Source organism: Ruegeria sp. YTSA075 (genome assembly GCF_059610245.1).
Genome location: NZ_JBXWNG010000004.1, coordinates 254,314 through 278,871, shown reverse-complemented (window position 1 = coordinate 278,871; position 24,558 = coordinate 254,314). Strand labels below are relative to the sequence as shown.

At 58.7% G+C, this 24,558-nt stretch carries 24 protein-coding genes; 17 read left to right on the top strand and 7 right to left on the bottom strand.

Going from position 1 to position 24,558, the window contains the following annotated elements; translation table 11 throughout:
- The first annotated feature begins 16 nt into the window (after nucleotides 1-16).
- The gene (locus tag AC2FGE_RS09955; RefSeq protein WP_496819063.1) at nucleotides 17-1,531 is read left to right on the top strand and encodes a YifB family Mg chelatase-like AAA ATPase; all 1,515 of its coding nucleotides are present in this window, start codon (nucleotides 17-19) and stop codon (nucleotides 1,529-1,531) included.
- Here the strand turns inward: AC2FGE_RS09955 and gshB are convergent.
- The 3 genes from gshB to rsmI all read right to left on the bottom strand — a co-directional run bounded on the left by gshB (nucleotide 1,528) and on the right by rsmI (nucleotide 3,752).
- On the bottom strand, nucleotides 1,528-2,460 hold the full coding sequence (gshB, locus tag AC2FGE_RS09950) for a glutathione synthase (protein WP_496819062.1): 933 nt from the start codon (nucleotides 2,458-2,460) through the stop codon (nucleotides 1,528-1,530). The two genes, AC2FGE_RS09955 and gshB, sit on opposite strands and share 4 nt — an antisense overlap.
- A 61-nt stretch (nucleotides 2,461-2,521) precedes the next feature.
- Nucleotides 2,522-2,893: a YraN family protein gene (locus AC2FGE_RS09945; protein ID WP_496819061.1), complete on the bottom strand. Its 372-nt coding sequence runs from the start codon at nucleotides 2,891-2,893 to the stop codon at nucleotides 2,522-2,524.
- A gap of 1 nt (nucleotide 2,894) precedes the next feature.
- Nucleotides 2,895-3,752, bottom strand: coding sequence for a 16S rRNA (cytidine(1402)-2'-O)-methyltransferase (gene rsmI, locus AC2FGE_RS09940; protein WP_496819060.1), 858 nt, complete (start codon nucleotides 3,750-3,752; stop codon nucleotides 2,895-2,897).
- An 88-nt stretch (nucleotides 3,753-3,840) separates the two neighbouring features.
- Here rsmI and AC2FGE_RS09935 point away from each other — a divergent pair, with 88 nt between their 5' ends.
- The 3 genes from AC2FGE_RS09935 to murJ are packed head-to-tail and all read left to right on the top strand — an operon-like array spanning nucleotide 3,841 to nucleotide 9,330.
- Nucleotides 3,841-5,013 carry a penicillin-binding protein activator gene (locus AC2FGE_RS09935; RefSeq protein WP_496819059.1) on the top strand — a complete coding sequence of 391 codons (1,173 nt, stop codon included), beginning with the start codon at nucleotides 3,841-3,843 and terminating at the stop codon, nucleotides 5,011-5,013.
- Nucleotides 4,973-7,792 (top strand): [protein-PII] uridylyltransferase, encoded by a 2,820-nt coding sequence (locus AC2FGE_RS09930; RefSeq protein ID WP_496819058.1) that lies wholly within the window; start codon nucleotides 4,973-4,975, stop codon nucleotides 7,790-7,792. The genes AC2FGE_RS09935 and AC2FGE_RS09930 overlap by 41 nt, the downstream gene beginning before the upstream one ends.
- Complete coding sequence (gene murJ / locus AC2FGE_RS09925; protein WP_496819057.1) at nucleotides 7,789-9,330, top strand: murein biosynthesis integral membrane protein MurJ; 1,542 nt, start codon at nucleotides 7,789-7,791, stop codon at nucleotides 9,328-9,330. The genes AC2FGE_RS09930 and murJ overlap by 4 nt, the downstream gene beginning before the upstream one ends.
- Here the strand turns inward: murJ and AC2FGE_RS09920 are convergent, their stop codons facing one another.
- Entirely contained in the window at nucleotides 9,331-10,017 is a 687-nt protein-coding gene (locus tag AC2FGE_RS09920; RefSeq protein WP_496819056.1) for a rhomboid family intramembrane serine protease, read from the bottom strand.
- An 86-nt stretch (nucleotides 10,018-10,103) separates the two neighbouring features.
- Between AC2FGE_RS09920 and trpS the strand changes: the two genes are divergently transcribed.
- From trpS to AC2FGE_RS09855, 13 genes are all read left to right on the top strand, one after another.
- On the top strand, nucleotides 10,104-11,132 hold the full coding sequence (gene trpS / locus AC2FGE_RS09915) for a tryptophan--tRNA ligase (protein WP_496819055.1): 1,029 nt from the start codon (nucleotides 10,104-10,106) through the stop codon (nucleotides 11,130-11,132).
- 58 nt (nucleotides 11,133-11,190) lie between these two features.
- Nucleotides 11,191-12,054, top strand: a complete 864-nt coding sequence (locus AC2FGE_RS09910; protein ID WP_496819054.1) for a branched-chain amino acid aminotransferase — start codon at nucleotides 11,191-11,193, stop codon at nucleotides 12,052-12,054.
- Nucleotides 12,055-12,130: 76 nt separating this feature from the next.
- Nucleotides 12,131-12,586, top strand: a complete 456-nt coding sequence (locus AC2FGE_RS09905; protein ID WP_170535882.1) for a universal stress protein — start codon at nucleotides 12,131-12,133, stop codon at nucleotides 12,584-12,586.
- 1 nt (nucleotide 12,587) lies between these two features.
- Nucleotides 12,588-13,181, top strand: coding sequence for a 2-hydroxychromene-2-carboxylate isomerase (locus AC2FGE_RS09900; protein ID WP_496819052.1), 594 nt, complete (start codon nucleotides 12,588-12,590; stop codon nucleotides 13,179-13,181).
- Nucleotides 13,182-13,250: 69 nt separating this feature from the next.
- Nucleotides 13,251-13,814 (top strand): NifU family protein, encoded by a 564-nt coding sequence (locus AC2FGE_RS09895; RefSeq protein WP_496819051.1) that lies wholly within the window; start codon nucleotides 13,251-13,253, stop codon nucleotides 13,812-13,814.
- On the top strand, nucleotides 13,804-14,394 hold the full coding sequence (tsaB, locus tag AC2FGE_RS09890; protein ID WP_496819050.1) for a tRNA (adenosine(37)-N6)-threonylcarbamoyltransferase complex dimerization subunit type 1 TsaB: 591 nt from the start codon (nucleotides 13,804-13,806) through the stop codon (nucleotides 14,392-14,394). Before AC2FGE_RS09895 ends, tsaB begins: the two co-directional genes overlap by 11 nt.
- Nucleotides 14,395-14,405: 11 nt before the next feature.
- Nucleotides 14,406-14,810 (top strand): GNAT family N-acetyltransferase, encoded by a 405-nt coding sequence (locus AC2FGE_RS09885; protein ID WP_496819049.1) that lies wholly within the window; start codon nucleotides 14,406-14,408, stop codon nucleotides 14,808-14,810.
- Nucleotides 14,811-14,962: 152 nt separating this feature from the next.
- Nucleotides 14,963-15,961 (top strand): BMP family lipoprotein, encoded by a 999-nt coding sequence (locus tag AC2FGE_RS09880; protein ID WP_496819048.1) that lies wholly within the window; start codon nucleotides 14,963-14,965, stop codon nucleotides 15,959-15,961.
- A gap of 93 nt (nucleotides 15,962-16,054) precedes the next feature.
- On the top strand, nucleotides 16,055-17,584 hold the full coding sequence (locus tag AC2FGE_RS09875) for an ABC transporter ATP-binding protein (RefSeq protein WP_496819047.1): 1,530 nt from the start codon (nucleotides 16,055-16,057) through the stop codon (nucleotides 17,582-17,584).
- Between the two features lie 3 nt (nucleotides 17,585-17,587).
- A complete protein-coding gene (locus AC2FGE_RS09870) occupies nucleotides 17,588-18,682 on the top strand; it encodes an ABC transporter permease (protein WP_496819045.1) in 1,095 nt (364 codons plus the stop codon).
- Nucleotides 18,682-19,650: an ABC transporter permease gene (locus AC2FGE_RS09865; RefSeq protein ID WP_496819043.1), complete on the top strand. Its 969-nt coding sequence runs from the start codon at nucleotides 18,682-18,684 to the stop codon at nucleotides 19,648-19,650. Before AC2FGE_RS09870 ends, AC2FGE_RS09865 begins: the two co-directional genes overlap by 1 nt.
- Before the next feature lie 256 nt (nucleotides 19,651-19,906).
- Entirely contained in the window at nucleotides 19,907-20,827 is a 921-nt protein-coding gene (locus AC2FGE_RS09860; RefSeq protein ID WP_170535866.1) for a sulfite exporter TauE/SafE family protein, read from the top strand.
- A gap of 2 nt (nucleotides 20,828-20,829) precedes the next feature.
- On the top strand, nucleotides 20,830-21,597 hold the full coding sequence (locus AC2FGE_RS09855; RefSeq protein ID WP_496819259.1) for a TIGR02186 family protein: 768 nt from the start codon (nucleotides 20,830-20,832) through the stop codon (nucleotides 21,595-21,597).
- A 3-nt stretch (nucleotides 21,598-21,600) separates the two neighbouring features.
- Here the strand turns inward: AC2FGE_RS09855 and AC2FGE_RS09850 are convergent, their stop codons facing one another.
- The 3 genes from AC2FGE_RS09850 to AC2FGE_RS09840 form a co-directional block, all read right to left on the bottom strand.
- Nucleotides 21,601-22,329 (bottom strand): SDR family oxidoreductase, encoded by a 729-nt coding sequence (locus AC2FGE_RS09850; protein ID WP_496819042.1) that lies wholly within the window; start codon nucleotides 22,327-22,329, stop codon nucleotides 21,601-21,603.
- Nucleotides 22,326-23,858: an ATP-dependent DNA helicase gene (locus AC2FGE_RS09845; RefSeq protein ID WP_496819041.1), complete on the bottom strand. Its 1,533-nt coding sequence runs from the start codon at nucleotides 23,856-23,858 to the stop codon at nucleotides 22,326-22,328. Before AC2FGE_RS09845 ends, AC2FGE_RS09850 begins: the two co-directional genes overlap by 4 nt.
- Nucleotides 23,859-23,919: 61 nt before the next feature.
- Nucleotides 23,920-24,558, bottom strand: a complete 639-nt coding sequence (locus tag AC2FGE_RS09840; RefSeq protein WP_496819040.1) for an acyl-homoserine-lactone synthase — start codon at nucleotides 24,556-24,558, stop codon at nucleotides 23,920-23,922.

The window sequence follows — 24,558 nt, the reverse complement described above, 5'->3', positions numbered from 1 at the left end:
CAAGAACAGGATTGCCATGGTCGCCCGCGCCCATACTGTTGCGTTTCAAGGGGTTGATGCCCGCCCGGTCGAGGTGCAATGCGCCGTTTCGCCCGGACTGCCCGCGTTTTCGATCGTAGGGTTACCGGACAAGGCGGTCTCGGAAGCCCGCGACCGGGTGCGCAGCGCGCTCAGCGCCATGGCCATCGCTCTGCCATCGAAACGGATCACCATCAACCTGTCCCCAGCGGATCTACCGAAAGAAGGCAGCCATTTCGACCTGCCCATTGCCGTCGCATTACTTTCGGCGCTTGAGATTATTCCTGCCGACGCGGCAGAAGGAACGGTCGCTTTGGGCGAATTATCGCTGGATGGGTCACTGGTTCCTGTAGTCGGGGCTCTGCCTGCCGCGATGACCGCCGCGTCCGAAGATCGCGCCTTGCTGTGCCCGCGCGCCTCCAGCGCCGAGGCGGCTTGGGTCGATGCAACCCAGGTGATTGGCGCTGGGTCATTGGGCGATGTGGTGCGCCACTTTTCGGGCCAGACGCCGCTTGCCGCCGCAATTCCGGGTGAGGTGACCCTCGCAACCAACCAACGTGATCTGCGTGATGTGAAGGGGCAGGAACGGGCCAAACGTGCGTTGGAGATTGCGGCAGCAGGTCGGCACCATCTGATCATGATCGGTACGCCCGGCTCTGGGAAATCCATGCTGGCGGCCCGCCTTCCCGGGATTCTTCCCCCATTGACCCCGATTGAAGCTTTGGAAACGTCAATGATCCAATCGCTCTGCGGTCTGTTGGATGAAGGCGGAATCAGCCGTGCCAGGCCTTTTCGGGAACCACATCACACCGCATCAATGGCGGCGATTGTCGGTGGCGGTAAGGGCGCGAAGCCGGGTGAGATATCGCTGGCCCATAACGGCGTGCTGTTCATGGACGAATTCCCTGAATTCCCCCGAACAGTGCTGGAAACCCTGCGCCAGCCGATTGAAACCGGCGAAGTCATGGTCGCCCGTGCCAATGCACATGTGAAATATCCCTGCCGCTTCATGCTGATCGCAGCAGCCAACCCTTGCAAATGCGGATACTTGACCGACCCGTCCCGCGCCTGTTCGCGTGCACCCGGATGCGGCGAGGATTACCTCAACCGCATTTCCGGCCCGTTGATGGACAGGTTCGACCTGCGGATCGAAGTGCCACCGGTTGCATTTACCGACCTTGATCTGCCGCCCTCAGGCGACAGTTCGACCACCGTCGCCGCACGCGTCGAACAAGCACGGGCGGTGCAGTCCGCCCGGTTCGAGGGACACACTTCTGTGCGTCAGAATGCCGACGTAGAGGGTAAGCTTCTGGAGGAAGTTGCGGCGCCCGATGCAGAAGGGAAGGACTTGCTGCTTAAGGCAGCTGACCGGTTCGGCCTGTCAGCCCGCGCATTTCACCGCATCCTTCGGGTCGCACGAACCATTGCCGATCTTGAAGGGACCCCGGATATCCGCCGCCCCCATGTGGCCGAAGCGCTGAGCTTTCGCATCAGCGCCAAGGTGATGGCTTAAACTTTGGCCTCAATCGCCTGCCAGATTTTTTCGGCAATGTTCTCACCATTGAACCGCTCAAGCTCTTGTATGCCGGTTGGGGAAGTGACGTTGATCTCGGTGAGGTAGTCGCCAATCACGTCGATGCCGACAAAGATCTGACCTTTTTCTCTCAGAAGCGGGCCGATAGCAGCGCAGATTTCCAGATCACGTTCTGAAAGTCCGATTTTCTCGGGCCGCCCTCCCACATGCATGTTTGATCTGGTCTCACCTTCGGCCGGAACGCGGTTAATGGCTCCAACGGCTTCGCCATCCACAAGGATCACGCGCTTGTCGCCATTTCTGACATCCGGCAGGAATTTTTGCACAATCAACGGCTCACGCGAGAAGCCAGTGAAAAGCTCATGCAGAGAGGTCAGGTTGCGATCACCCGCATCCAACCGAAACACGCCCGCACCGCCATTGCCATATAGCGGTTTCAGGATGATATCCTGATGCTTGTCCTTGAACGCTTTGATGGTTCGCAAGTCCCGCGCAATCGAGGTGGGCGGCGTCAATTCCGGGAAATCCAACACCAGTAGTTTTTCAGGATAGTTGCGGACCCAGAACGGATCATTCACCACCAGAGTCTGACCTTTGAGCCGGTCCAACAGGTGTGTCGAAGTAATATAATGCATGTCGAACGGAGGGTCCTGACGCAGCCAGACGACATCAAAATCGGCCAGATCAACTTCGCGCTCAGGCCCAAGAACTGCCGGATCGCCGGGGACGCGCTGCACTGTCATGTCCTGACCACGTGCCGTGATCCTGCCTTCCTGATAGGCCAATTGGTCCGGGCCGTAGAAGAACAGCTCATGACCTCTGGCCTGCGCCTCTTCCGCCAGGCGGAAAGAGCTGTCGGCATTTATGTCCACGTCCCCGATCGGGTCCATTTGAAAGGCGATTTTCATGGCATGTCCCTCAACTTCATGCCAGATACATGGCCCAGCAGGCCGAGGGGTTCAATGGGGCTTACGCCTGCCCAAAGGCGTTTTCGATGATTTGAACAGCCCCCGTGTGGTCAACCAGGGCGGCGTCAAACCGAACATTCGTCAGTTGCCCGCCCGGTTCGTTTTCCAGAAACTGCGCGGCAGAGGCGCAAATCCGTTCCGCCTGCCGCCGCGTGATCCGGGCAGCGGCCTTGTCAAAACTGCTGCTTTTCTTCACCTCGATGAACACCAGCCCATCCGCATCACGTGCGATCAGATCAATCTCTCCGCCTGCACCGCGCCAGCGTCGATGCGCAATCGAGTATCCGCGGCGTTCATAGTCCGTCGTCACCTGCAGTTCAGCGGCCTGTCCCGAGTGATAAGAAACCGATCCCTGAACCGCGCGCTGCGCCATCTTATCCCTTTCCCAGTTTCAGGGCCTTTTGATAGATCGGGCGACGCGGCAGATCGTACATTTGCGACACCAAATCCGCCGCATCCCGTACCGAATGGGTTTGCAGGGCCTGTTTCAAAGCGTCTTCTACGTCAGACTCGTTAACGCTTTGCGAATGGCTGCGATCCACCAGCAGAACAACTTCACCTTTGACGGATTGCTCCTGATAGGCTTCCGAAAGTTCACCCAAGCTGCCGCGCCGAACCTCTTCGAATTTTTTCGTCAATTCACGGCAAAGCGCGGCTTGGCGGTCCGATCCCAGAACGCCTGCCAGATCAGACAGGCACGCCGCTACGCGCTTAGGCGATTCGTAAAAAGCAAGCGTGCCGGGGATATCACGCAGCGCTTCGATGCGGCTGCGGCGCGCGCCAGAGGCATTTGGCAAAAAACCCGCAAAAAAGAACGCATCCGTTGGCAATCCGGCTAGCGTGAGTGCGGTCAAAACCGCCGATGGGCCGGGCGCGCAGGTCACCGCATACCCGGCCTCAGACGCCTGCCGCCCCAGATCATAGCCCGGGTCCGCAATCAGCGGCATTCCGGCCTCGGACGCATAGGCCACCGAAAGCCCTTGTTCCAGCGCATCCATGATTTTGCCGCGTGCTCCTGCACCGCTGTGATCGTGATAGGCCTGAATGCGCCGCCCCTCCAGTGGAACGCCATGAATCTCCATCAGTCTGCGCAGGCTGCGGGTGTCTTCTGCCGCGATCATGTCGGCAGAGGCCAAGACGTCCAAAGCCCTGAGCGTAATGTCGCGCGCGGTGCCAAGGGGTGTGGCAACAAAATACAGGCCCGCAGCCAATCTGGTCTTTTGGAAATTCAAAGCTGGACCCTCACCGCGTGACGTTTATTATCCCGGATCGACAGAACAGCGGCGTCGCGCGCTGCCGGATCAGGGAGTTTTCTTTTAGATGTTTACTGTTTGCAAGCCCGTAAGCAAGCTGGCGAAAGCCGCAGCGGTCCTGGCCACCGCAGCATTTCTAGCGGCCTGTGAGCCTGGCGGCCTTGGCGGCGGTCCGTCGATCGATACATCCGATCCCGTTCCCGTCGCCCTTTTGGTGCCGCGCGGATCAGGTCAGGCCGGTGACGCCGCATTGGCGCAGAGCTTGGAGAATGCGGCGCGGCTTGCCATGTCTGATCTACCGAACGTGAAAGTCGACCTTCGGGTCTATGACACGGCCGGAAATGCCGGTACCGCCTCGACAGTCGCGCAACAGGCTGTGGCGGACGGAGCAAAGATAATCATTGGCCCGGTTTATGCGCAGGCTGCAAATGCCGCCGGACTGGCAGTATTGAACAAAAACGTCAATGTCCTGTCTTTCTCGAACAATACCAGCATCGCCGGAGGCAATGTTTTTGTTCTTGGGCCTACGTTCCAAAACACTGCGAACCGGCTGGTGAACTATTCGGCCTCTCAGGGCAAAACCGGAACCGTGATCGTCTACAGCAACGACGCCGCAGGTCAGTTGGGTCAATCTGCGATTGCCTCGGCCTTGGGCAGCAGCCCTGTCAACAACGCGGGCACCGTTTCCTATGATCGTTCGCAACAAGGAGTGATCAACGCGGTGCCGACCATCAAGGCAACCGTCGATTCTTCGGGTGCGGATTCGGTTTTCTTGACAGCGACAACGGCCGGGGCACTGCCTTTGCTGACGCAGCTTTTGCCCGAAGCGGGTGTGTCCCCCGCCACAACCCAGTTCATTGGTTTGACGCGTTGGGACATCCCGCCGCAAACGCTTGAACTGCCGGGGGTTCAGGGGGGGTGGTTTGCCCTACCCGATCCATCGAAGGCGCAATCCTATCGTCAGCGTTATAACGCAACCTATGGCGAAGCACCGCATCCGATCAGCGGCCTGGCCTATGACGGGATCGCCGCCATTGGCGCTTTGGTCGCGCAGGGCAAATCCAATGCGCTGACCGGAGCAGCCCTGACCCAGAACGCCGGCTTCCAGGGCGTTGGTGGCATTTTCCGCCTGCGACCGAACGGCACCAATGAACGCGGTCTGGCCGTCGCCACGATCCAAAACAAACAGGTGGTTGTGATTGACCCTGCCCCACAAAGCTTCGCTGGCGCCGGTTTCTGACCGGCCCGGCCTGATCCCCGCGCCTGATGCTGCACTGATCTGCCCCGCCGAAGACATTTTCGACAGCGTCAGCGTGAATGAACAACTGGCCGCTGCGTTTGAGACATGCACGGACAATACCGCTATGCGGGCCGAGACCGTGCGTATTCTGCGGGAGGCGCAAAAATCCGGGCGCAACGCGATTGCACATGCCTTTGCGACGCGCCCATTTGAGGCGCGCGCCTTGACCCGCTCGTACACCTACCTGACCGATCAGCTGGTGGGCTCAGCAATGCGCGTATCCAGCGAGCGGCTGCACCCGCTTGCCACCCCCACACGTGGTGAACGGATTGCCGTTCTGGCGGTTGGCGGCTATGGGCGGGGCGAAATGGCCCCCGCATCCGACGTGGATCTGCTGTTCCTGACACCTTACAAGATCACTGCCTGGGCTGAGAGTGTGATCGAATCCATGCTCTATATCCTGTGGGACCTGCGGTTAAAGGTCGGGAACTCCTCTCGCACGATCAAAGACTGCCTGCGCCTCGGGGCGGAAGATTTCACCATCCGTACCGCCATGCTGGAACAGCGTTATCTGGCGGGTGACAACGCACTGGCGGATGAGTTGGACAAGCGGCTCAAATCTGAACTGTTCAAAGGAACCGAGCGCGAGTTTATCGAAGCCAAGCTGCAAGAACGCGACGCCCGGCACCTGAAACAGGGCCAGCGCTATGTGGTCGAGCCCAATGTGAAAGAAGGCAAAGGCGGATTGCGCGACCTGCAATCTCTGTATTGGATTGCCAAATATATCTACGGTGTGCAGGACGTGGCCGAGCTGGTGCCTCTGGGTTTGTTTACGCCTGAGGAATTCAAAACATTTGTCGAGGCCGAAGATTTTCTATGGGCCGTTCGATCTCATCTGCATCTGGTGACCGGTCGGGCAACGGAACAGCTGACCTTTGATCTGCAAGTCGAGGTGGCGGCGCGCATGGGATACAAAGACCGTGCCGGGCGACGCGCGGTCGAAGTGTTCATGCAGCGCTATTTCCGCGAGGCGACACGCGTGGGAGAACTGACGCGAATCTTCCTGACCAAGCTGGAAGCGGCGCATATGAAAGGCGCCCCGCTGCTGGAACGGATTTTCCGCCGGCGTCCCCAGGTCAAAACCGGATACAAGGTTGTGCATGGGCGGCTGGACATTGCCGACCCAGATGCCTTTCTGTCTGACAAGGTCAACCTGCTGCGCCTGTTTGAAGAAGGGCTGCGGACAGGCATGCTGATCCATCCCGACGCCATGCGCCTTGTCACGGCCAATCTGAACCTGATCGATGACGAGATGCGCAACGACAAAGAAGCGCGGCGCATCTTTCTGGACCTGATGCTCAAACACGGAAACCCCGAACGTGCCCTGAGACGCATGAACGAGCTTGGCGTGCTATCGGCCTTCCTGCCCGAGTTCGAACACATCGTCGCGATGATGCAATTCAATATGTATCACAGCTACACGGTGGACGAGCATACCATCCAGTGCATTACGAACCTTGCCCAGATTGAACGTGGCGAATTGGTTGAGGCTTTGCCATTGGCCTCATCGATTCTGGAAGGCGGCGTCAATCGCAAGGTTCTGTATGTGGCGCTGTTGCTGCATGATATTGCCAAAGGGCGACCCGAAGATCATTCGATCCTAGGCGCGCAAATCGCGCGCAAGGTCACCCCCAGGCTTGGGTTGAACAAGACCGAGTGTGAAACGGTCGAATGGCTTGTGCGGTATCACCTGCTGATGTCGGACATGGCACAAAAACGCGATGTTTCGGACCCGCGCACGGTGCGCGACTTTGCCAAGGCTGTTCAGACGGTCAAGCGGTTGGACCTGCTGACTGTGCTGACGGTCTGTGACATTCGCGGTGTCGGGCCGACCACCTGGAATAACTGGAAAGCCACTCTGCTACGTGCGTTGCATGCTGAAACCAAGCGCGCGCTCGAAACCGGACTGGAGGTCCTGAACCGCGCCAATCGCGGGGCAGAGGCCAAAAAGGCGCTGCGCGCCGAGCTGGCGGACTGGTCCAAGGCTGACCTCAAGGCAGAGACCGGACGCCACTATGCGCCCTATTGGCAAGGTCTGCCTCTGTCGGCCCACGCAGAATTTGCAGAGATGTTGCGCGCCCTAGAACGCAGCGGTGATCCCGGCGCGATGGAAATCCGCCTGCACCCGGATGAGGACCGCGATGCAACCCGCGCCTGTTTTGCGATGGGTGATCATCCCGGCATTTTCGCACGGATCGCCGGTGCGCTGGCATTGGTTGGGGCCAATGTCGTGGACGCACGCAGCTACACGACCAAGGATGGCTATGTCACCGATGCGTTCTGGATACAGGATGCCGAGGGACACCCGTTCGAAGCCTCGCGCCTGCCGCGACTGACGCAAATGATCCAGAAGACGCTCAAAGGTGAGGTGGTCGCCGGTGAAGCACTGAAATCCCGCGACAAGATCAAGAAGCGCGAACGCGCCTTCAACGTGCCGACCCATATCACCTTCGACAACGAGGGGTCCGAGATCTATACGATCATCGAGGTGGATACTCGTGATCGGACCGGGCTTTTGTATGATCTGACCCGTACGCTTGCATCCTCGAACGTCTATATCGCCAATGCGGTGATCGCGACCTATGGCGAACAGGTTGTGGATACCTTCTACGTGAAAGATATGTTTGGCCTGAAGTACCACTCGGAAAGCAAGCAACGCGGGCTTGAGGCAAAGCTGCGCAAAGCCATCACCGAAGGCGCCGAGCGCGCGGTCTCATGAAGCAAATCCGTTTGTTTTCGGGCCTGTTCACGGTTGGGTTCTGGACCCTGGCCAGCCGTATCCTCGGGTTTCTACGAGAGATTCTGCTAACCGCCTACATAGGCCCCGGACCGGTGATGGACGCGTTCGTGGCGGCGTTCCGCCTGCCCAACATGTTCCGTAGGTTCTTTGCCGAGGGGGCATTCAACGCTGCCTTTGTCCCGATGTTTTCGAAACGGCTGGAGAGCGATGAAAACGCCGAAGGGTTCGCGCAGGATGCCTTTAATCTGCTCGGTACAGCCGTGCTGGCACTGGTTGGTCTGGCGATGGTGTTCATGCCCGGCCTTGTCTGGCTCACGGCAGAAGGATTTTATGGCGACGAACGGTTCGATTTGGCCGTCGACTACGGCTATGTCGTCTTTCCCTACATCCTGTTCATGTCTCTGGCGGCTTTGTTTTCGGGTGTCCTGAATGCAACCGGACGCTTTGCCGCCGCTGCTGCCGCCCCTGTTTTGCTGAACATCTTCGCTTGCACCGCCCTGATCTTCGGCGCGCTGTCCGGGGGTGAGGTCATTCGCTGGCTGATCGCCGTGATCCCGATCGCCGGCATCGCGCAATTGGCGTTGGTCTGGGTGGCGACAGAACGGGCAGGCATCCGCATTCGACCCGGCATGCCCAAACTCAGCCCCGAAATGCGAAACATGGTTCGCATCGCCATCCCGGCGGCTTTGGCCATGGGTGTCACGCAAGTCAATCTGGTGGTTGGGCAACTGGTTGCTTCGAAAACCGAGAAAGCCGTCAGTTGGCTTTTTGCGGCAGATCGGCTGTATCAACTTCCCTTGGGCGTTGTCGGGATTGCTATCGGCATCGTCCTGCTGCCCGACCTGTCCCGACGCCTGCGTGCGGATGACAAAGACGGCGCACGCAACGCCTTTTCCCGCGCCGGGGAGTTCATGCTGCTGCTTACGCTGCCCTCAACCATCGCCTTTTTGATCATCCCGATCCCACTGGTTTCGGTCCTGTTCGAACGGGGCCAGTTCAGCGCCGAGGATACCGCCGCCACAGCGCTGGCCGTCGCCGTCTATGGCGTCGGGCTTCCGGCCTTCATGCTGCAGAAACTTCTGCAACCCCTGTTCTTTGCGCGCGAGGATACGCGGTCGCCGTTCCGCTATGCTATGGTCGCCATGGTCATCAATGCGGCTTTGGCCTTCGGGCTATATCCGCTGGTCGGATGGATTGCGCCCGCGATTGCCGCCTCTGCCGCTGGATGGGCCATGGTCGCCTTGCTGGCCATCGGCGCGCGCCGCATGGGGGATGAGGCGCGATTTGATGATCGGTTCAAACAGCGGGCCTGGCGGATTGTTGCGGCCTCGGTTGGAATGGGTGTCGTGTTGTTTGTTGCCATCCAGATGTTTGGCTGGGCCTTCGAGTTGGCAGGCTGGCGTTATCTTGCCCTTCTAGGACTGATCGGCGCGGCAGCCGTAGCGTATTTTGTGCTTGGACACCTATTGGGTGCCTTCAAACTGGCCGAGTTCAAACGCGCCTTGCGCCGCGCCTGATCAATCCCGCCGAATGCGACCTCTGATCCGGGCCCAACCACCCGGTGCCAGAAAGAACGACAATCCGAACCCGGTGGCAAACCCCGCCAGATCGGCGATCCAATCCGGCGCACCGCCAAAAATCAATCGAAACAGAAACTGAATTCCCATCAGCACTGCGATCAGTTGAAACGCCTTGGCTTGGTTTGCGCCCACCAAAGACAGCTTGCGCCACAAAAGCCACGTGAACGCGCCGATCAGCCCGTAAACAGGTGGGAAGCCCCCAACCAGATAGGCGCCAGGCGCCAGGATCAACGCATAAACGACCGCTGCGCCGACGCCAGACAGCACAAAGATCAGCAACATCGCAACGCTGCCGAACACTTCGGCAACCATCTTGCCCATGGCCAGAACAAAGACGCAGACAAAGACGGATTGCGTGAAGTTGAACGAGACAAACGGGTAGGTGATCAGGCGCATCAGATAGTCGACCCGCCACTGCCCTGTCTGCAACATCCGATCAAACTGGCTGACAAAGAACGAATAGCTGTCAATCGCCTGCGTGCGCCAGCCTATGGCCCCCGGGCCGCCGATCAGGCCGCGCTCGCCCAGAATAAAAGCCAGCTCGATCCCCATGATGAACAGAACCAGCGCCACGACGACAGGCGGCAGAGGGTTCACGGCGGGTGTATAATGCTCACTGCTCATCTGCCGGGCCTTTCGCGGCTGTTGACGTCCCTTACCCTCATGGGTAAGCGACGAGGGCTGATTTTTCCAGACGGGAGTTCCCTTCGATGACCCAGACCCAATTCACGCCGCGCGTGTTTTCCGGCATCCAGCCCTCGGGCGGGCTGACCTTGGGCAATTATCTGGGCGCGCTGAAGCGCTTTGTGGATATGCAAGGGCCAGAGTTCGAAACCGTTTATTGTATGGTCGACCTGCATGCGATCACCACATGGCAGGACCCCGCAGTGCTGTTGCACAATACCCGCGAACTATGCGCCGGGTTCATAGCCGCAGGTATCGATCCGGAACAGTCGATCCTTTTCAACCAAAGCCAGGTGCCTGAGCACGCGCAACTAGGCTGGATTTTCAACTGCGTGGCCCGGATGGGCTGGATGCAACGGATGACACAGTGGAAAGACAAGGCGGGCAAGAACACGCAGAACGCCTCGCTGGGTCTGTTTGCATATCCGTCACTGATGGCGGCTGACATTCTGATCTACCACGCGACGCACGTACCCGTGGGAGACGATCAGAAACAGCACCTTGAACTGACACGCGATATCGCGATCAAGTTCAACAATGACTTTGGTGTGGATTTCTTTCCGATCACCGAGCCGGTGATCGAAGGGGCAGCCACGCGGGTTATGAGCTTGCGGGACGGGTCCAAGAAAATGTCCAAATCCGACCCGTCGGATATGAGCCGTATCAACATGACGGATGACGCGGATACGATCGCCAAGAAAATCCGCAAGGCCAAAACGGACCCGGATGCTCTGCCATCCGAAGCTGACGGCTTGGACGACCGGCCCGAGGCGCGCAATCTGGTCAATATCTATGCGGCGCTTTCGAATCAAAGCGTGGAACAGGTGCTGTCCGATGTGGGCGGCAAGCAATTCGGAGACTTCAAACCGATGCTGGCCGATCTGGCGGTCGAAAAGCTTTCGCCCATCTCGTCCGAAATGGCCCGATTGATGAATGATCAGTCCGAGATCGACCGCATCCTGGCCCGTGGTGCCGAACGGGCGCGCGAGATCACCAAGCCGATTCTGAAACGGACCTACGAGATCGTAGGCATGGTCGGCGCGTCAGTGCGCTGATTGCACTGGACCTTCGCCTGGCGCACTCCTAGGTTTGCCCAAAGTTTGGGAGGGCGTCATGGCAACGGGCAAGAATATCCGCACCTATTTCGAAGGCCAATGGCATGATGGGGATGCACCTATCATGCGCGCGGCAGATCATGGCGCGTGGCTGGGATCCTCTGTCTTTGACGGGGCGCGGTATTTCAATGGTATGGCACCGGATTTGCTGGCACATTGCGAGCGCGTCAACCGATCCGCCAAAGCGCTGATGCTGACCCCGACCGTGACCCCCGAACACATGGTCGAATTGGTGCATGAGGGGTTGCAAACCTATGCCCCGGACAGCGCTGTCTATATTCGTCCAATGTATTGGGGCATCGATGGCGATCACACCGCAATTGTGCCACAGGAAAACAGCACAGGGTTTGCAATCTGTCTGGAAGAAATCCCGATGGCACCCGAAACGGCCTCTGCCACGCTTACGACCACGCAGTTTCGGCGGCCAGTTCTGGAATCTGCCGTGGTGAACGCCAAGGCCGGGTGTCTGTACCCCAACAATGCCCGCATGTTGGCCGAAGCAAAGGCCAAGGGTTTCTCAAACGCTCTGGTCGCAGATGCGATGGGCAATGTTGCCGAGACTGCAACCGCCAATATCTTCATGGCCAAGGATGGAGAGGTGTTCACCCCAATCCCAAACGGCACGTTCCTAGCCGGGATCACCCGCGCGCGTCATATTGCAAACTTGCGCGCGGATGGTGTCACGATCCACGAAACCATCCTGAGCTTTGATGATTTCCACGCAGCGGATGAGGTATTCATGTCCGGAAATATGAACAAGGTGACGCCTGTGACGGCTCTGGACGATACGCAATATCAGATTGGCCCTATTGCCCGGCGCGCCCGCGCGCTTTACTGGGATTGGGCTGCAAGCGAAGGCTAACCGATCACCTGGGATTTACCCGAGTTGCCAGCACGCAATCGGTCGGGCATGATCCCCGAAATGAATGAGGACCCCCATGCGCAAGTTTCTGGTCGTATTGGATGATAGCCGCGAATGCCTGAACGCGATGCGTTTTGCCGCCATGCGCGCCTCGCACACCGGTGGCGGCGTCACGATCTTGTCGGTGATCCCGCCGGATGAGTTCAACCATTGGATTGGCGTGGCCGAGGTGATGCGGGAAGAAGCGCGCGAGCGTATCCATGCCCATTACGAGGTGTTCGCCAAATGGATGCGCGACAAACAGGGCGTTGATCCAGAGCTCGCGATCCGGGAAGGCGATCCCGTGCCTCAGATCATCGAACATGTTCAATCGGACCCTGAAATCGGAGTGCTGGTTTTGGGCGCAGGAACCGACAAGAAAGGCCCCGGCCCCCTGATCACCCAGTTGACCAAAAGTTCGGGCAGTCTGCCAATTCCGATCACGATCGTACCCGGTGATCTGAGCAAGGAAAAACTTGAGGAAATCACCTGATATGGCGTCGCGGGTCGAGTTCTGGTTCGAATTCGCCTCGACCTACTCCTATCTCAGCGCCATGCGCATTGAACAGGTCGCTGCCGACCGGGGCCTTACGGTCGATTGGCAGCCCTTTCTGCTGGGACCTATCTTTGCGGAACAGGGGTGGACCACATCACCGTTCAACCTCTACCCCGCCAAGGGCTCCTATATGTGGCGCGATATGGAAAGGTTATGCGCGGCGCGGGGTCTGCCTTTTCAGAAGCCCGACCCCTTTCCCCAAAATGGCTTGCGTGCGGCGCGGCTGGTTCTGGCAATCGACGACCCCGATCATAAAGCCCGGTTTGTACGTGCGGTCTACAGCGCTGAGTTTGGTGAAGGGCGTGATATCTCAGACGAGGCGACGCTGCTGGCTTGTTTGGACAAAGCCAGGCTATCGCCTGATTTGCTGCTCCGCACCAGTGAACCGGGCATCAAATCCGCTCTGTTCCAGCAAACTGAGCGCGCCAAGGACAAGGGCATTTTCGGCGCCCCCAGTTTATATGTCAAAGACGAACTGTTCTGGGGGGACGATAGGTTGAGTGAAGCGTTGGACTACGCGGCCCAAATTTAGAACCGTTCCAAATCTTGACTTCCACGAGCGCCACGCGCATATCAGAGGCAACTCAGATGGAGCTGTCCCATGTTCATTCAGACCGAATCCACCCCAAACCCGGCCACACTAAAGTTTTTGCCCGGCCAGACGGTGCTGGAGGCAGGAACTGCGGATTTCCCAAATGCCGAAGCGGGTGAGAAGTCCCCCTTGGCCAAGCTTATCTTTGGTGTCAGCGGTGTGACCGGCGTGTTTTTTGGTAATGACTTTGTCACGGTCACCAAATCTGATGACGTAGAGTGGGACCATATCAAACCCGCCATCCTTGGCGCGGTGATGGAGCATTTTCAGTCCGGCCAACCTGTCATGGGTGCTGGCGCAACAGCGGCATCGGGCCATGCGGAGCATACCGGCGAGGATTCGGAAATCGTGGATCAGATCAAGGACCTGCTGGACAGCCGCGTCCGGCCTGCGGTAGCGCAGGATGGGGGTGACATCACATTCCACGGTTTTGACCGGGGTGTTGTTTACCTGCACATGCAGGGCGCCTGTGCAGGCTGCCCGTCTTCGACCCTGACCCTGAAAATGGGCATCGAAAACCTGCTGCGCCACTATATTCCCGAAGTGACCGAGGTTCGCCCGGTTGCCGTCTGACCCAACAATACTGGCATTTGACACATCGGCCGCGCATTGCGCGGCCGCTTTGCTACGGGACGGTGCGATTGTTGTGTCCACCGCCGAGTCCATGTCACGCGGGCAGGCAGAACGGCTGATGCCCCTGCTGGAAGACGTTTTGGAGCAATCTGGTTGTGCCTGGGCCGATCTGGATGCAATCGGGGTTGGTGTCGGACCCGGTAACTTCACCGGCATTCGCATCTCGGTCTCTGCAGCGCGGGGGCTGGCATTGGGGCTGGGTGTTCCAGCAGTCGGGGTTTCAGGCTTCGATGCCTTGGCCGAAATCGCACCGAACGGTCATCTCCCAGCCATTCAGGCACCGCGCGAACAGGTCTATCTGCAGCAAGACGACGGCCCCGGGCGCCTGATGCCCAAAGCCGAGGCAGATGTGCTTGGACAGCTGTTCTTTTGCTCCGATCCGGCGGCGCACGCAAAGGCAATTGCCACGGTTGCTGCGCGTCGATGGACGACCGTCTCACTCCCGCCAGCACCGTTGTATGTCCGGGCTGCTGATGCCGCGCCATCCAGCGACCAACCTCCGGTGCTACTGGACGAATGACCCCACACGAAATGGCCCAAACACATGCGGCTGCGTTCACACAATCCCGCCCGTGGACAGCGGCAGAGTTTGCCGACTTGCTGGCAAACCCGTTTACGCACTGCGTTGGATCAAGTGATTCTTTCGCCCTGTTTCAGGTCATCGCGGATGAAGCGGAACTGCTGACCATTGCGACTCACCCCGCGTATCAGCGGCGGGGTCTTGGCCAGCAATGCATGGCGGACTGGCATGCTAAGGCCAAAACGCTTGGGGCAAAACGCGCCTTTTTGGACGTGGCCGCCGACAACCTGCCCGCAATTGCGCTGTATGAACGGTGCGGATACCGGCCTTGTGGGCAGCGAAAGGGCTACTATGCCCGAAAATCCGGCGAAACCTGCGACGCAATGGTCATGGAATACCTGTTGCACCTTAACTAAGGCACAATTTTTGGACCAACTGGTCAAAAACCTCTTGACCCTGCCGGTTGCAAACACCCTTAATTCCCGTCATCACAACGGTTATGCTCGCTCTGAGTGGGTAAACGGGGCTATCTTGGTTCCGGACCGACAAAAACCAACGGGAGTAAAAAATGACCCTGATGAAATCTTTGATGGGTGCCGCTGCGGCGGTCGCACTGACAGCTGGCGCAGCTCTGGCCGAGCCGGCGCTGATCTTTGACCTGGGCGGTAAGTTCGACAAATCGTTCAACGAGGCGGCCCACAATGGCGCCACACGCTGGGCCGAGGAAACCGGCGGTACATACCGCGAGATCGAACTGCAATCTGAAGCCCAGCGCGAACAGGCATTGCGTCGCTTTGCCGAAGCGGGCGCGAACCCAATCATCACCATGGGCTTTGCCATGGCCGATCCGCTGTCCGCCGTTGCCGGTGACTATCCGGACACCAAGTTCGTCGCCGTCGACGTCACCTGGCTGGATGCCCCAAACATCCGTCAGATCGGATTTGCCGAGCATGAAGGGTCATATCTAGTTGGCATGATGGCCGCGATGGCGTCGGAATCCGGCACCGTTGGCTTTATCGGCGGTATGGATATCCCGCTGATCCGCCACTTTGGCTGCGGCTATGCGCAAGGCGCCAAAGCTGTGAACCCAGATATCGAAGTTGTTGCCAACATGACGGGCACCACCCCGGCGGCCTGGAACGACCCGGTGAAAGGGTCCGAGCTGACCAAGGCGCAGATCAGCCAGGGCGCTGACGTGATCTATGCGGCCGCGGGTGGCACCGGCGTTGGTGTTCTGCAAACCGCAGCCGACGAAGGTATCCTGTCGATCGGCGTGGACAGCAACCAGAACCACCTGCACCCAGGCAAAGTTCTGACCTCGATGCTGAAACGCGTGGACGTGGCCGTCTATGACGCGATGAAGGCAGGCGAAAACCTTGAAACCGGTGTCTTCGCAATGGGTCTGGCCGAAGAAGGTGTGGGCGTTGCAATGGATGACAACAACGCCACGCTCGTCTCGGATGACATGAAAGGCGCGATCGACAAGGCGCGTCAGGACATCATCGACGGCAACGTCACCGTTGTCAGCTACTACGAGAACGACAGCTGCCCTGCACTGCAGTTCTGATCTTTCGCGGGACGGAGGCTTTCAGCCTTCCGTCCCGTTTCCATTTTGCCGCTTTGTGCAAACGCGGCCCTTTCGGCAACCCAAGGACAAGACATGATCGTCCCCGCCATTGAGCTCAAAGGGATTTCCAAAGCCTTTGGGCCGGTTCAGGCCAACAAAGACATTTCCATCAGTGTCGCCCCCGGCACGATCCACGGGATCATCGGTGAAAACGGTGCGGGCAAATCCACGCTGATGAGCATTCTCTACGGCTTCTACAAGGCCGACAGAGGTGAGATCTGGATCAACGGCACCAGGACCGAGATACCGGATAGCCAGGCGGCCATCGCCTCGGGCATCGGGATGGTGTTTCAGCATTTCAAGCTGGTTGAAAACTTCACCGTTCTCGAAAATATCGTTCTGGGTGCCGAAGATGGCGGGCTGCTGGCCCCGTCTTTGGCCAAGGCCCGCAAAGAACTGAAAGCGTTGGAAGAAGAGTACGAACTGTTCGTTGACCCCGACAAGCGCATCGACGAGATTGGCGTCGGCATGCAGCAGCGTGTCGAAATCCTCAAGGCGTTGTATCGCAAGGCCGAGATTCTGATTCTGGACGAACCCACCGGTGTTCTGACGCCGTCTGAGGCGGATCAGCTTTTTCGCATCCTCGATCGGCTGCGGACCGAAGGAAAAACGATCATCGTGATCACGCATAAACTGCGTGAAATCATGGAAAACACCGACACCGTGTCGGTCATGCGACGCGGTGAGATGACGGCGACCGTAAAAACCGCCGAAACCAGCCCCGAAGAACTGGCCGAACTGATGGTAGGCCGCAAGGTACTGCTACAAGTCGACAAAGTACCCGCCCAGCCGGGCAAGCCCATACTGGAAATCGAGAACCTGCAGGTGTTCGACAGCGCGGGCGTTGAGCGGGTCAAAGGCATCAATCTAACGGTCCGCGCGGGTGAGATTGTCGGCATCGCGGGCGTTGCGGGCAATGGTCAGTCAGAACTGTTGGAAGTTCTGGGTGGAATGCGACCCGGTCAAGGCTCGATCAAGCTGAACGGCACCTCTCTGGCACTCAGCGGTGCCGGATCGGATGGTCAGGCGCGACGTGCCCAGCACATCGCCCATGTGCCCGAAGACCGCCAGCGCGAAGGGTTGGTGATGGACTTCCACGCGTGGGAGAACGTCGCCTTTGGCTACCACCGCGATCCCGCTTATCAGCGCGGTCTGTTCATGGACAACGCGGCTTTGCGCGCCGATACTGAGGCCAAGATCGCCAAGTTCGACGTGCGCCCGCCCGATCCGTGGCTGGCCGCCAAAAGCTTCTCGGGTGGCAACCAGCAAAAAATTGTTGTCGCACGCGAGATTGAACGGAACCCTGATCTGCTGCTGGTCGGTCAACCGACACGCGGCGTGGATATCGGCGCAATCGAATTCATTCACAAACAAATCGTCGCCCTGCGCGACCAAGGCAAAGCGATCCTGCTGGTTTCGGTCGAGCTGGAAGAGATCTTCTCTCTGTCCGACCGGATCGCTGTGATGTTCGACGGACATATCATGGGTGAACGTTTGCCTGCCGAAACCGATGAAAAAGAGCTGGGCCTGCTGATGGCCGGTGTTGCGGAAGAGGCCGCTTAAAGCATGGAAAAGATGCCTAAATGGGCCGATGTGGTTCTAATCCCGGTGATCAGCTTGCTGTTGGCCACGATTCTGTCGGCGCTGGTCATTCTGGCCATTGGAGAGAACCCGGTTGAAGCCGTTAACCTGATGGTCACGGGCGCGCTGGGGTCGACCTATGGCTGGGGCTATACGCTCTACTACGCAACCAACTTCATGTTCACCGGGCTGGCCGTGGCCGTGGCTTTTCATGCGCGGCTGTTCAACATCGGCGGCGAAGGCCAGGCGATGCTGGGCGGTCTTGGCGTGGCCATGGTATGCCTCTACATCGACTGGCCGCATTGGAGCATTGCACTCGTGGCCGCAGGTCTGGGCGCCGCTTTGTTCGGCGCGGCATGGGCTGCAATCCCTGCTTATCTTCAGGCCAAGCGCGGTAGCCATATCGTGATCACTACGATCATGTTCAACTTCATCGCTGCCGCCTTTTTGAACTACATGCTGGTCAATGTGATGCGTCCACAAGGCTCACAAGACCCTGCAACCGCACGCTTCCCCGAGGCAGTGCATCTACCGACCTTCCAATCCATGTTCTCAACCGCTGAAAACGTGATGTTCCGGGGCGCACCGGCAAATATCTCATTCTTCGTTGCGATCTTGGCCTGCGTCGTGGTGTGGGCCCTGATCTGGCGCACGCGCCTTGGGTATGAGATTAGATCCTATGGCAAAACCGAAACCGGAGCCGTTTACGCAGGGATTTCGCCGGTACGGATCACCATCATTGCCATGCTGATCTCAGGCGGGCTGGCCGGCATGATGGCTATCAACAACGTTATGGGTGAGGCGGAGCGTCTAGTACTGAATTCTACCGAAGGCGCCGGATTCATCGGTATCGCCGTGGCACTCATGGGCCGTTCGCATCCGTTTGGTGTGTTCCTTGCCGCGCTGCTGTTCGGCTTCCTGTATCAGGGCGGGGCCGAGCTTGCGCTTTGGACCTCGATCCCTCGCGAACTGATCGTCGTCATTCAGGCGCTGGTTATCCTGTTCACCGGGGCGCTGGACAACATGGTGCGTATGCCGCTTGAGAAGCTGTTCCTGGGTCTGCGGAAGGGGGTGGAGTGATGGAGTTCTTTATCACCCTCATTCAGGTCCTCGATTCGACCATTCGCCTTGCAACACCCCTGCTGCTGGCCTGTTTGGCCGGGCTTTATTCCGAACGCGCTGGAATCTTTGACATCGGGCTTGAAGGCAAGATGCTGATGTCTGCCTTCTTCTCGGCAGCCGTTGCAGCGGTAACGGGGTCTGTCTGGTTGGGCCTTTTGGCAGGTATTGGTGCGTCGCTTGTCTTGTCGGCATTGCACGGGGTGGCCTCGATCACCTTCCGTGGCAATCAGCTGATCTCGGGCGTGGCGATCAACTTTCTGGCCTCGGGGCTGACCGTTCTGATCGCCCAAAGCTGGTTCCTGCAGGGCGGCCGCACCCCGTCCCTGTTTGGCGGAGGCCGCTTTGAACCGATCGAGTTCCCCTTTGCAGAGGCGCTGAGCAACGTTCCGATCATCGGACCAATCTACTCGGAACTTTTGTCCGGGCATTCAATACTGGTCTACGTCGCCTTCCTGATGGTGCCCCTTACATGGTGGATCCTTTATCGCACCCGGTTTGGCCTGCGCCTGCGAGCCGTGGGTGAAAACCCGGCGGCGGTCGATACAGCTGGCGTTTCGGTCGTTGGCTTGCGGTTTGCGGCCGTTGCCATCTGCGGCATCCTGTGCGGGATTGCCGGGGCCTATCTTGCTACGGCCTTGCAGGCAGGTTTTGTCAAAGAAATGACCGCCGGTCGCGGATTCATCGCTTTGGCAGCTTTGATCTTCGCAAAATGGCGCCCATGGCATGCGATGTGGGCGTGCCTGTTGTTCGGTCTGTTGCAAGCCATCGCCTTGCGGTTCCAGAACATCGATCTGGGCGGGGTCGTGATCCCGGTTCAGGTGATGGACGCCCTGCCCTATATCCTGACCGTGGTGATCCTGGCGGGCTTTGTCGGCAAGGCCGTTCCCCCACGTGCAGGCGGCGAACCTTACGTGAAGGAACGCTGATAGGTCCAGTTTGGAACAATTTTGGGTCCTGTTCGCTGCAAAGCGGCATGCAGAGTTGATTTTGCATGCCGCAACCGCTCTAAGAGGGTATGAACCTGTGTTTTTTAAAAAGTGGCGCAGCTTTGCGACCCCAGCATACCGCTAAGGTCGAGCTTGTGGCTGCGAGAAACACAGACCGAACCCAGTTACCAACCCGTTCCCGCCGCGACAGCATTGCACCGTTGCGCAATCGGTCCCGGCGCGTCTAGAAGAAACCATGCAAATATACCTTCCCATTGCCGAAGTCTCCGTAAACGCCTTTCTTCTACTAGGGCTGGGGGGGATGGTCGGCATCCTGTCCGGTATGTTTGGTGTTGGCGGGGGGTTCCTGATGACCCCGCTGCTGTTCTTTATCGGCATTCCCCCGGCAGTCGCTGTTGCGACCGAAGCGAACCAGATCGTCGCGTCTTCGTTCTCGGGTGTGCTGGCGCATCTTCGACGAAAAACCGTAGACCTGAAGATGGGCACGGTGCTTCTGGTGGGTGGCCTGATCGGGGCCGCCGTCGGCGTGGTGATCTTCAACTATCTCAAAAGCCTGGGCCAGGTCGATCTGCTGGTCACGCTCTGCTACGTCGTCTTTCTGGGTGTCATCGGCAGCCTGATGTTCGTCGAAAGCCTGCGCGCCCTGCGGCGGGTGAAGAAAGGCACAGGTGGGCCTGCTAAACGACGGCAACGTGGCTGGGTGCATTCACTGCCGCTGAAGATGCGCTTTCGCACTTCTGGCCTATATATCTCGGTCATCCCGCCGGTTGTCGTCGGGCTGTGTGTTGGCATTCTGTCCGCCATCATGGGTGTGGGCGGAGGCTTTATCATGGTCCCGGCCATGATTTACCTGCTGGGCATGCCGACGAAGGTTGTGGTCGGAACTTCATTGTTCCAGATCATCTTCGTCACCGCCTTCACAACCATGCTGCATGCCACCACCAACTACACGGTCGATATCGTGCTGGCGGTTCTGCTGCTGGTTGGGGGCGTGATCGGCGCGCAGATCGGTACCGTGATCGGCGCCCGCATGCCTGCCGAACAGCTGCGCGTGCTTCTGGCGGCTTTGGTCCTTGTAGTCTGCGGCAAGCTGGCGCTTGATCTGCTTTTGGAACCGAGCGAGCTCTACTCCCTCGGCGCAAGCGGAGGGCATTGATGATGGTCCGCGCATTTTTTGCCGCCCTCTGCCTGTTGTGCCTGCCTGCCGCCGCTGCAGAAGAACAGGTGGTTCTTGGGCTTAGCCAAGATCGCGTCGCGATCACCGCCAATTTCGATGGCTCCGAGATTCTGATCTTCGGCGCCATCAAACGCGAAGCCCCGATTCCCGAAGGCCCCCCGGTCGAGGTTATCGTCGCCCTGGCAGGCCCGTCAGAGCCAATCACCGTGCGTCGCAAGGCGCGTCGGCTTGGGATTTGGGTCAACACCGACAGCGTGCTGGTCGACCTTGCGCCCAGCTTCTACGCGGTCGCCACCAGCGCGCCCTTTAACGACATCATCACCGATACCGAAGACCTGCGCTATCGCATCTCAATCGAGCGGGCCATTCGGTCTGTTGGTGCCGCGATGAACATCCAAGGCGCTCAGGACTTTGCCGAAGCAGTTGTGCGCATTCGGGAAAGCGAAGACCTGTATTCCATCCGTGAAAACACGGTGGCAGTGGATGAGCAAACACTGTTTCGCACCTCAGTTGCGATGCCGGCGGACCTCACCGAAGGCGACTATGTGGCGCGCATCTACCTGACGCGCGACGGGCAGGTCGTATCGCACTATGAGACAACGATTGACGTGCGCAAGGTGGGACTTGAGCGGTTCCTTTATACCATGTCGCGCGAGCAACCTGCGCTATATGGTTTGATGTCGCTGGTCATCGCAATCGTGGCAGGTTGGGGCGCATCGACCGCCTTCCGTTTGCTGCGCGAGAAGTAACGCCTATCCCCTTCCGATATAGGGCATGGTGGTGGCCATCACCGTCATGAACTGGACATTCGCCTCAGGCGGCAGGTTGGCCATATGCAGGACTGAAGACGCGGCATCCTGAACATCCATGGTCGGGTCGGGCGTTTCACCGTTGGAGATGGCGGCATCGACCAGCCCTTGCACCATCTGCGTCCGCGCATTTCCAATGTCGATCTGACCGCAGGCAATGCCAAAGCTGCGCCCGTCCAGGGACAGGCTGCGAGTCAGCCCTGTGATCGCGTGTTTCGTCGCTGAATAATGTACCGAGTTCGGACGCGGTACATGTGCAGCGATTGACCCGTTGTTGATAATGCGGCCGCCTTGTGGAGATTGGTTGCGCATGGTCCGAAACGCTGCTCGGGCGCACAGGAACATGCCGTTCAGGTTCACATTGACACTGTGATACCAATCCTCCAGCGTGATTTCATCGATCGTGCCGCCGGGGGCAAAGATACCGGCATTATTGAACAGCACATCCAACCGACTCGTTTGGCCCTCAAACTCCTGAAATGCGTCATCGACAGCCTCGGGATCCGTGACATCCGCAACCAGCGGTATCGCATGCGCCTGACTTTCGGCAATTGCGGCCAGTTTGTCAGCACTGCGGGCCAAAAGGCCCACGGTCCAACCTTCGGCCAAAAACAACTCTGCAGTGGCTTGCCCGATGCCTGAACTCGCTCCGGTAATAATGATCGTTTTCACGTCTCTTCCACCTCCAGCGTCAGTGAGGCCGCCGGAACGGCCCTCAGGTCATCTACACGCAACGGATATGTGGGCTTCGATAGCCGGTTTCGCACAACCCAGATCAATCGTTCCTGTGCCCGTGTTATCGCCACATAGGCCAACCGCTTCCAAAGAGGTTGCCCGGCCTCGGTCCGGCCCATCCGAGCTGCTGCGTAGATATCTGGAGCAAAAACCTGAACCGTGTCCCATTGCGACCCCTGCGCCTTGTGGATTGTCACCGCGGCGCCATGCAGAAATGTTGCGCCCATGCGGGCGGCATAGGGGATAAAGGGTTCTTCCTCATCCGGCTGTTCGATCTGCACAATCGAAGCCGCGCTAACCTGCGGGTCTTCTGCGCCCATCACATGCAGACGCGAAAAACCCGGCTTGCGCCCCGGTCCCAGATAGATAACCTGAGCGCCCTTGATGAGGCCACGCGCCTCAAGGTCCAGCCGCTTTTTGCGATGCTTCAAAGGCAGTTCAAGGCCGTCACAGATCAGCGGCTCGCCTTCCAGCAATTCAGTATCCGGCGCGCCATGGACCTGTCGGAAGGCCTGGATCAATCGAATACGTGTTGCATTGCGCCAGACCAGAACCGGGCTGCGGGCCATCAGATCGACCTCAACCCTTTGCCCCCATATGACACGGTCGTCGCGGCGTGCGGTGTCTTCGACCATCCGCTCGAAATCCTCAAACCCCATGGCCGGGTCCGCCAGCGCGTGCGCCAAATCAAGTATCGGATTGTCCGCGTCCTGACGATGCACGCGATGCAGTTCCAGCTTGCGCGGCTCGGGCAGGGTTTCAAACACCATGCTGCCGGATTGATTGACCGGGGCCAGCTGCGCCGGATCGCCAAACATCAGCAAGGTTGGAAAAATCTCTTTCAGGTCTTCGAACTGACGGTCGTCCAGCATCGAGGCTTCATCAACAAAGCCGATATCCAATGGCTCGTCGCGGCGTTTCCAGCCGGTGATGAAATCCGACCCTCGCAACCCGGCTGCAGCCAGTGCGCCGGGAATTGATTTGTTATTTTCATAGAATGCCGCAGCACGGTCCAGCGCTTCGTCGGTCAGGCCTTCAATCTCGGGCCGTTCGCCATTTCCGGCCAGCCATTCCGCAATGCGCTCGTATTCCGGATCATAAACGGGTGTATAGAGGATGCGGTGAATGGTGGTGGCGGGCACGCCCCGCAAACGCAGCACACTGGCAGCCTTGTTGGTCGGGGCCAGAATCGCAAGCGTTCGCTTGTCTCGCGATTTGCGGCTTTCATAATCGCCCGAGACGATCTGAACACCGCTTTCAGCCAAAGCCTTATAAAGTTCAGCCAGCAGCAGAGTCTTACCCGACCCGGCCTTGCCAACCACGGCCATCACGCCTGACTTACCCGCCCCCGGCAGTTTCAGCAAAGCGTCATCTTCCAGGTCGACACCGGCTGATCGCAGCATCTCGGCGATGCTGTCATAGGCGGCGGCCTGGTCTTCAGAAAAGATCACGTTCGGCAAAGACATGGCGCGACCCTACAAGGCCGCGCCAGCCATCACCAGATACCGAATGGTGTTTTCGCGCTCGTCACGCAGACAAAGCAAACCGATGGTGTTTTCCGGGTCCAAACGCCGTTTTGAACCACAGCCTGGAGAGCTCGCGCGGAATACCCGCCCGCGCCGCCACACGGTTGCAATCATCCGCCGAATAAGGCCACAGCCCCACGGAAATCTGATCACGTCCTTTACCTTCGGTGCCCAGCACAACCGGTGATGAACCAATCATCCGGTAAATCCGGATCATACGGGCATCAAAGACGCCAGCAATATGGGTCAGCCCGAACCCTTCCATCATCTCGCCACCGCTGAGCATGATGGCCCCGGCTGTGTGCGGGCTGGCTGTGCGTGACAAGCAAAAGCGTGTCACCTCCCAGATCAGAGGGCTGCAAATCGGCTCCCCCTCGTTCAGATGCCCGAACACTTCGTTGATCATCACAGGCCCGGTGGTCGGCAACACGCGCATCGAACCGCCATGACTGCCATCGGATTCTTCCCAAATGACATAGAGCGGGTTCAGATCATCGTATTGATCCCGCTCTTCCCCTTTTGCATTTACGTGAACGTCCCAACCCAACCGGGTTTTGAACTGATCCGCACGATCCAGAAACATCCCCTCGGCCAGAGTCGGAAATTTATGCAACTCGTCAGCATACAGATAACGCAACAT

Bases quoted from the DNA above. Each gene is read 5' to 3' on its own strand.
- AC2FGE_RS09955 (WP_496819063.1), top strand. From the start codon at position 17: ATGGTCGCCCGCGCCCATACTGTTGCGTTTCAAGGGGTTGATGCCCGC.
- gshB (WP_496819062.1), bottom strand. From the start codon at position 2,460: ATGAAAATCGCCTTTCAAATGGACCCGATCGGGGACGTGGACATAAAT.
- AC2FGE_RS09945 (WP_496819061.1), bottom strand. From the start codon at position 2,893: ATGGCGCAGCGCGCGGTTCAGGGATCGGTTTCTTATCACTCGGGACAG.
- AC2FGE_RS09935 (WP_496819059.1), top strand. From the start codon at position 3,841: ATGTTTACTGTTTGCAAGCCCGTAAGCAAGCTGGCGAAAGCCGCAGCG.
- murJ (WP_496819057.1), top strand. From the start codon at position 7,789: ATGAAGCAAATCCGTTTGTTTTCGGGCCTGTTCACGGTTGGGTTCTGG.
- AC2FGE_RS09920 (WP_496819056.1), bottom strand. From the start codon at position 10,017: ATGAGCAGTGAGCATTATACACCCGCCGTGAACCCTCTGCCGCCTGTC.
- trpS (WP_496819055.1), top strand. From the start codon at position 10,104: ATGACCCAGACCCAATTCACGCCGCGCGTGTTTTCCGGCATCCAGCCC.
- AC2FGE_RS09910 (WP_496819054.1), top strand. From the start codon at position 11,191: ATGGCAACGGGCAAGAATATCCGCACCTATTTCGAAGGCCAATGGCAT.
- AC2FGE_RS09905 (WP_170535882.1), top strand. From the start codon at position 12,131: ATGCGCAAGTTTCTGGTCGTATTGGATGATAGCCGCGAATGCCTGAAC.
- AC2FGE_RS09900 (WP_496819052.1), top strand. From the start codon at position 12,588: ATGGCGTCGCGGGTCGAGTTCTGGTTCGAATTCGCCTCGACCTACTCC.
- AC2FGE_RS09895 (WP_496819051.1), top strand. From the start codon at position 13,251: ATGTTCATTCAGACCGAATCCACCCCAAACCCGGCCACACTAAAGTTT.
- AC2FGE_RS09885 (WP_496819049.1), top strand. From the start codon at position 14,406: ATGGCCCAAACACATGCGGCTGCGTTCACACAATCCCGCCCGTGGACA.
- AC2FGE_RS09880 (WP_496819048.1), top strand. From the start codon at position 14,963: ATGACCCTGATGAAATCTTTGATGGGTGCCGCTGCGGCGGTCGCACTG.
- AC2FGE_RS09875 (WP_496819047.1), top strand. From the start codon at position 16,055: ATGATCGTCCCCGCCATTGAGCTCAAAGGGATTTCCAAAGCCTTTGGG.
- AC2FGE_RS09870 (WP_496819045.1), top strand. From the start codon at position 17,588: ATGGAAAAGATGCCTAAATGGGCCGATGTGGTTCTAATCCCGGTGATC.
- AC2FGE_RS09865 (WP_496819043.1), top strand. From the start codon at position 18,682: ATGGAGTTCTTTATCACCCTCATTCAGGTCCTCGATTCGACCATTCGC.
- AC2FGE_RS09860 (WP_170535866.1), top strand. From the start codon at position 19,907: ATGCAAATATACCTTCCCATTGCCGAAGTCTCCGTAAACGCCTTTCTT.
- AC2FGE_RS09855 (WP_496819259.1), top strand. From the start codon at position 20,830: ATGGTCCGCGCATTTTTTGCCGCCCTCTGCCTGTTGTGCCTGCCTGCC.
- AC2FGE_RS09845 (WP_496819041.1), bottom strand. From the start codon at position 23,858: ATGTCTTTGCCGAACGTGATCTTTTCTGAAGACCAGGCCGCCGCCTAT.
- AC2FGE_RS09840 (WP_496819040.1), bottom strand. From the start codon at position 24,558: ATGTTGCGTTATCTGTATGCTGACGAGTTGCATAAATTTCCGACTCTG.